Here is a 6,000-nt window from a genome sequence, read left to right on the forward strand (position 1 = left end):
CCTGCGCCGCATCCGCCGGCCGCACGCATTACGACACCTGGTGAAAGGCTCCCCGCCGGCGCCTTGGCGCCCGTGCGACATCCACCCGCCTACCGGCCTGAATACGTCACCCGCCGGTCCCCGTGGACCCGCGGGCCCACGGCTCGGCCCTGGCCGGCCCGCGGGCCGCGGCTTGGTCCTGGCCAGCTCGCAGGCACCCGACCAGGGCCGGCACCTCGGCGAGCGCGCGCATCGCGTCGCCCAGAAGCGCACGGCAGGCCGGGTCGGGCACCCGGCGGCTGTTCAGCGTCGCGTCGATCGGACTGGCGCTGACGCCGTGGCGGGGGTCGGCGGGGGCGCTGTGGCTGATCGCCTGGCGGGTGGTGCAGGGCGTGGGCGGGGCGATGCTGATGGCGAACTCGACGGCGATCCTCACCGACGCCTTCCCCACCCGTCAGCGCGGGATGGCGCTGGGCATCAACCAGGTCGCCGCCCGCATCGACTGGTGGGGCAACATCACCTTCGCGATCGGGCTGACCGCGCTGCTGGCGGGTGTCACCTACGGCATCCAGCCCTACGGCGGTCACGACATGGGCTGGACGAACCCGAAGGTGCTCGGCGCGCTCGTCGGCGGTGCCGCCGTGCTCGCCGCGTTCCTGCAGATCGAACGGCGGGTCGGGCAGCCCATGTTCAACCTCGTGCTGTTCCGGATCCGCGCGTTCAGCGCCGGCAACGCCGCGGTGCTGCTGTCCTCGATCGCCCGCGGCGGCATGCAGTTCATGCTCATCATCTGGCTGCAGGGCATCTGGCTGCCGCTGCACGGCTACGACTACGTCGACACACCCCTGTGGGCCGGCGTCTACCTGCTGCCGCTGACGATCGGCTTCCTCGTCGCCGGGCCCGTGTCCGGCTTCCTGTCCGACCGCTTCGGCGCCCGCGCGTTCGCCACCGGCGGCCTGCTGCTCGTCGCCGGCAGCTTCCTCGGGCTGCTCCTGCTGCCGACGAACTTCAGCTACCCGGCGTTCGCGGCGCTGCTCGTGCTCAACGGCGTCGGCTCCGGGCTGTTCTCCGCCCCGAACACGACGGCGGTGATGAACGCGGTGCCCGCCGCCTCCCGCGGCGGCGCCTCCGGGATGCGCGCGACGTTCATGAACTCGGGGCAGGTGCTCTCGATCGGGTTGTTCTTCTCGATGATGATCGCCGGACTGGCCTCGAGCCTGCCGTCCTCGCTGCGCAGCGGCCTGGCCGCCCACCACGTACCCGCGGACGTGACCGACCGGGTGGCCGGCCTGCCGCCGGTCGGCAGCCTGTTCGCCGCCTTCCTCGGCTACAACCGGATGCGCAACCTGCTCGGCGACGACACCCTTCGCGGCCTTCCGCCGGCGGACGCCCAGGACCTCACCGGCAGGCAGTTCTTCCCGCATCTGATCGCCTCGCCGTTCCACCACGGCCTGGTCATCGTCTTCACCCTGGCGATCGGCATGTCCCTGATCGCGGCGCTGGCCTCCCTGTTGCGCGGCTCGCGGTACGTCCACGTCGAACCGGCGCCCGCGTCCGCCCGCCCCGCCACCACCAGCCTCACCACCGCCGGGGCCGGGGCGACGAGCGCCGCCGTCACCGCCGGTCCCACCCCAGCCGGATCCGCCGCGGTCTCCTCGGCGCCGGCGGCCGACGCCGCGACGGCGGCGACCGCGGGTGGCAACCAGCGGGCCGGCCTCGACTGACCACGATCACATCGCACCTCCAACGGAACAACGGGCCGCGTGCGGCCCCTGCGCGACAAGCTCGATATCGGTGGACCGGTCCATTGCGGCGTGCGACACTGCGCCGCTCGAGTTCGGGACGATCAACGGCGTGCGGCGGGCACTCCTTTGCCGCGACGGTGAGGACTTCGGCGCGCCTCGTGGGCGTCACGCCCTGACGCGCCGCGTCTCTTTCCCGGTCCGACGCGCCGCGCCGGCGACACCGACAGACCACGTCCCATCAATGGGGTCAACACGACCGAATCCCATTCCCGATATCTGGACAACGGACCTGCCCATTCGGCGGCCGGACGGCATTTCCCGGGCGAACGGCACATGAACGGCCAGAGTCTGGTCAGCAGGCAAACGGCCTGAACCGCAGGGTACGGACGGCCCGTGCGTGACCCAGGGCCGGGGGCCGGGCCGCCGCCGCGGGCTCCGCGCGGCTTGACTACCCGCGAACGGGGGCCCACGTAGTCAGATCGGGCCATGTCCATGCGCCCTGCGGCTGCCCGAGTTGGTCGAAACGGGCTCTGGCGCGGCCGGGTGCTCCAGGGGTGCCCTGCGGAGCACCCGGCCGCGGACCTCGATGGGCGCTGGCGCTGCCACCCACCGAGACGAAGCCCTGTCGCTCAGCACACCGTGACGGACCGACAGGGCACGATGCGATAGCTCTCGACTCCGCCGAGTGTTCGGGCGTGGTCCTCGGCCGCACGCGCCGTCGCCCAACCCACGAGGATCTCCACCACACCACCGTCGGCATCGAGCACCGCGATGGAGAAGTCGAGCGGCCGCGGCGGACGCGGCGCGGTCCAGTGCCGGCCGGGTCGACGCACCGGGAGGGCCCTCGGGGGTACCCGAACGGGGGTGGGATGGGGGGCACGACCGGTCGGTAGGCAGACCGTTGAGCGGACGTCGGGACGCCGTCGATACCGGGACCAAGGTCCCGTCCCACCGCCGCCGTGTGCCGGATTTGTCGGGATGTCCCCCACTTCCCGGGGAGTCACCGGGCCGGTCGGGGCCGAAAGTCCTTCGCCCGGGCAACGCGATGTGGCGTTGGCAACCTCTTCACTCTCGAGGGGAGCGGATACGGGCTTCGGTATTCCTGCCGAAGGGCTCGGTGGTGTCACGAAACCTCCTCGAAACAATGTGCCCGGATCGCCGGCAATGCCGGGGGCACTCTCGCGGTACTCACCCGGGTGGCCCGGGTGGGCGGCGGGCTCGAGTCATGACACACTTCGCCGCAGCTCGGCGACAGAGTGCAACATATGGGTGCTTGTCCCGCAACGGCTCGTTGCACCCTCCGACAAGGATGCGGCTGGGAGGTTCACGGTGGAGGCTGAACGGCAACGCAATGATGCACTGGACGAGCTGGCAACCATGCTCCAGTCCCTGATCGAAGACAACGCCACCAACATCAGCCGGCTGGCGGAGAGGACAGGATTCAAACGGCAGCAGGTTTCGCGGGCGGTCAACGGAAGGGAAGTTCCCTCACCCGACCTCTCCGACGCCCTGGATGTCGTTCTCCCCTGCGGGGGGGCTATTCGACGGCTCCGCGACGCCGCGGACCGCGAGAAGCGGGCACGACGCCTCGGCGTCGTACCGCCGATGAGAAGACCCACGGACGAGTATGTACCCGCCGCCCAGGGAATCGTTGTGTCCAATGATGTACGGACGATAGACCAAGAGGTGGTTTCCACGAACCGGCGAGAGTTCGCTGCAATACCAGCACTGCCGGCCCTGTCGGCGCTGGCGGCCTCCACCCGCCAGCGCATCGAGACCGGGAGCGCCTCGGACCGCACGCTCGACGAGCTGGAGTCCGACGTCGACGAGATCGCCCAGGTCTACGGCTCGGCCCCGCACCTCGCCCTGCTCGGTGAGGTGGCCGGCCGCTGGAAACAGATCGAGTCGATTCTCGACGGCCGCATGTCGGCGGGCACCCGGACCCGGGTCACGCTGCTCGGCGGTCAGCTCACCTACTTCCTGGGTCGGCTGGCTTTCAACACGAATGACTTCCGATCCGCCCGCCGATTCGCCGGACTGGCCGGAACATATGCGCACGAGATCGGCGAGCCGGTTCTCATCATGTCGGTCGCCGCGTTGCAGAGCTCGGTCGCCTATCACACGCAGCGGTACCGACAGGCGGTCGCGGCGCTCAGCATCGTGCGGCACGTCCGGCACCCGTACATGGACGCGAGAATCGCCGCCTACGAAGCTCGCGCGTACGCCAAGATGGGCGATCACGACAACGCCAGGGCCGCGCTGAACCGGATGGAGGCAGCGTCCTGCTCGATGGCACCGATGCCCGGTGAGACACCCGTCGGACCGGCCGCCGTCGCCATGTTCCGATCCGGGGTGGCAATCTCTCTGGACGACGCCGACATGGTCCAGGAATGGGCACCGATCGCCGTCGCGGGATACCGACGGAAAGGCAGCGACTTCACCGTCGAGGAATCCCAGCACGCCGTCATGTCGTACGCCTCGTCCTACCTCGTCGGTCCGGATCCGGAACCCGAGGAGGCGGCCCGCGTCGCGATGGGCGTCATCTCGACGGCACCCGACGCGCTGACGCATACTGTGAAGGCGAGGCTGCGGCAGTGCGCGTCGTCCTTTTCGCCGACGCATCATCGCCTTCCCGCGGTCGCGTCGTATCTCGAGGCGTGCCGCACGTTGCCGGCCGGCGGAACCGTGTGATCACGACGAAAGTCACTGGAAGCACAATTCCAACACTCACGACGGATCGCCTGCTGCTGCGGCCACTCGCCAACGGCGACGTGCCCGGCTTCGTGGAGATCTGGTCGGATCCCGAGTTCACCCGCCACATCGGAGGGTGGCACGACCCGGACGGTGTCTGGCATGCCATGGCCGCGAACATCGGCTGCTGGGCGCTGACCGGGGTGGGGCCCTGGGCGGTGGTGGAGCGGCCGACGGGTGACCTCGTCGGCCGCGCCGGCCTGTGGACGGAACCGGGCTGGCCCGGCATCGAGGTCGTCTGGTTCCTCCGCCGTGACCGGTGGGGTCGCGGCTACGCCCGGGAGGCGGCCGCCGCCGCGATCGACTGGGTGCTCGCCGAGCGCCCCGACCTCACGGAGATCGTCTCGGTGATCCTGCCGGCGAACATCGCGTCGGTGCGCGTCGCGCGGCGACTTGGCATGACCCGGACCCGGCTGCAGGCGCTGCACGGCGCGGAGCACGCCGTCTACGCGATCAGCCGGGCCGACTGGTCCGTCGCCCGAACCCGCCTGTCCCCCCGCGGCACCGATCGCTGACCTCCTGGCCCCGCCCGCCGACTGTCGGATACCGCCCGCATGGGGCAGATGTGAACGAAGCGGTCAGGCGGCGCCGGCAGGGCACCCTACCTGCCGGTTCATCCAGACCGGGCGTTGCTCACCGACAGCCAGGGGTAGCTCCATGGTGTAAATGGGCGTTCAGCACTGGTTGCGCCGTGACTCCGGCACTCCATACCCTTCCCGGGAAACCACCTTCGTCAGCATTGAAGGTTTTGCGCACCACCTCGTCCGGCGTTCCCGATGCACCTGCAGCGAAACGCCAACGGAATGAGCCTCCAGCTCATACGGATGCGCATTAGTCCGATTACCGGTCGTTGCGGGTATCTCGTGTCGGGAGAATATCGAATGAGCCAGGATGCGCCTCGGCGGAATCAGTTACCTCGGGACGCCGAGGATCGGTCACGAGCCTGGCGCGAGCGGCTGGGCGCCCTGTCACCGGCGGCGCGCGGCGACCTCCTGGTCGACCTCCTGGTCGCCGAGCTCACCGCGGTGACCGGCCAGGACGGACACGCCGCCCGCCGCGACCCGCATGCCCCATGGCGGCGCCTCGGTGTCTACCGGCACCGCGCTGACCAGCTGCGCGCGGCCCTCACCGCGGCCACCGGCGTCCGGCTGGCCGCCACGCTCTTCTTCGATCAGCCCTCCCCCGCGGCGCTCGTCGAGCACCTGCGGACCGAACTGCTCGGCCCCGACGACGCGCACGCACGCGCCGACCAGCACCCACACGCCGACCAGCACGGGCGTGCCGGCGGCCGCGGTCGGCTGGAGCCTGGTGGTGTCGATGATCCGGTGGTGGTGGTGGGGATGGGGTGTCGGTTGGCGGGTGGGGTGGATTCGCCGGAGGCGTTGTGGGAGGTGGTGGGGGCGGGTCGGGATGTGACGGGTGGGTTGCCGGTGGATCGGGGGTGGGATCTGGCGGGGCTTTTTCATCCGGATCCGGATCATGCGGGGACGGCGTATACGCGTCGGGGTGGGTTCGTGGTGGGGGT

General features: G+C 70.4%; 6 protein-coding genes. 4 read left to right on the forward strand and 2 right to left on the reverse strand.

All coding sequences use genetic code 11. The annotated features are described in order from the left end of the window. Positions 1-106 precede the first annotated feature (106 nt). Positions 107-415 (reverse strand): hypothetical protein, encoded by a 309-nt coding sequence (locus tag AC6EXY_RS26550; protein WP_480014877.1) that lies wholly within the window; start codon positions 413-415, stop codon positions 107-109. Between AC6EXY_RS26550 and AC6EXY_RS26555 the strand changes: the two genes are divergently transcribed. Beyond that, a complete protein-coding gene (locus tag AC6EXY_RS26555; protein WP_499818397.1) occupies positions 309-1,703 on the forward strand; it encodes an MFS transporter in 1,395 nt (464 codons plus the stop codon). The genes AC6EXY_RS26550 and AC6EXY_RS26555 overlap by 107 nt on opposite strands. A 650-nt stretch (positions 1,704-2,353) precedes the next feature. On the opposite strand, the gene AC6EXY_RS26560 is transcribed toward AC6EXY_RS26555, so the two are convergent. Continuing rightward, positions 2,354-2,557 (reverse strand): hypothetical protein, encoded by a 204-nt coding sequence (locus tag AC6EXY_RS26560; protein WP_499842424.1) that lies wholly within the window; start codon positions 2,555-2,557, stop codon positions 2,354-2,356. A gap of 331 nt (positions 2,558-2,888) precedes the next feature. Between AC6EXY_RS26560 and AC6EXY_RS26565 the strand changes: the two genes are divergently transcribed. From AC6EXY_RS26565 to AC6EXY_RS26575, 3 genes are all read left to right on the forward strand, one after another. Next, positions 2,889-4,415: an NsdA family TPR-like regulatory protein gene (locus AC6EXY_RS26565; RefSeq protein WP_499842425.1), complete on the forward strand. Its 1,527-nt coding sequence runs from the start codon at positions 2,889-2,891 to the stop codon at positions 4,413-4,415. Next, complete coding sequence (locus AC6EXY_RS26570; RefSeq protein WP_101833453.1) at positions 4,412-4,990, forward strand: GNAT family N-acetyltransferase; 579 nt, start codon at positions 4,412-4,414, stop codon at positions 4,988-4,990. The genes AC6EXY_RS26565 and AC6EXY_RS26570 overlap by 4 nt, the downstream gene beginning before the upstream one ends. Positions 4,991-5,815: 825 nt before the next feature. Then, positions 5,816-6,000: beta-ketoacyl synthase N-terminal-like domain-containing protein (locus AC6EXY_RS26575; protein WP_499818398.1), on the forward strand; the 185-nt coding region annotated here is incomplete at its 3' end.

It is taken from the genome of Frankia sp. RB5, from assembly GCF_059816245.1.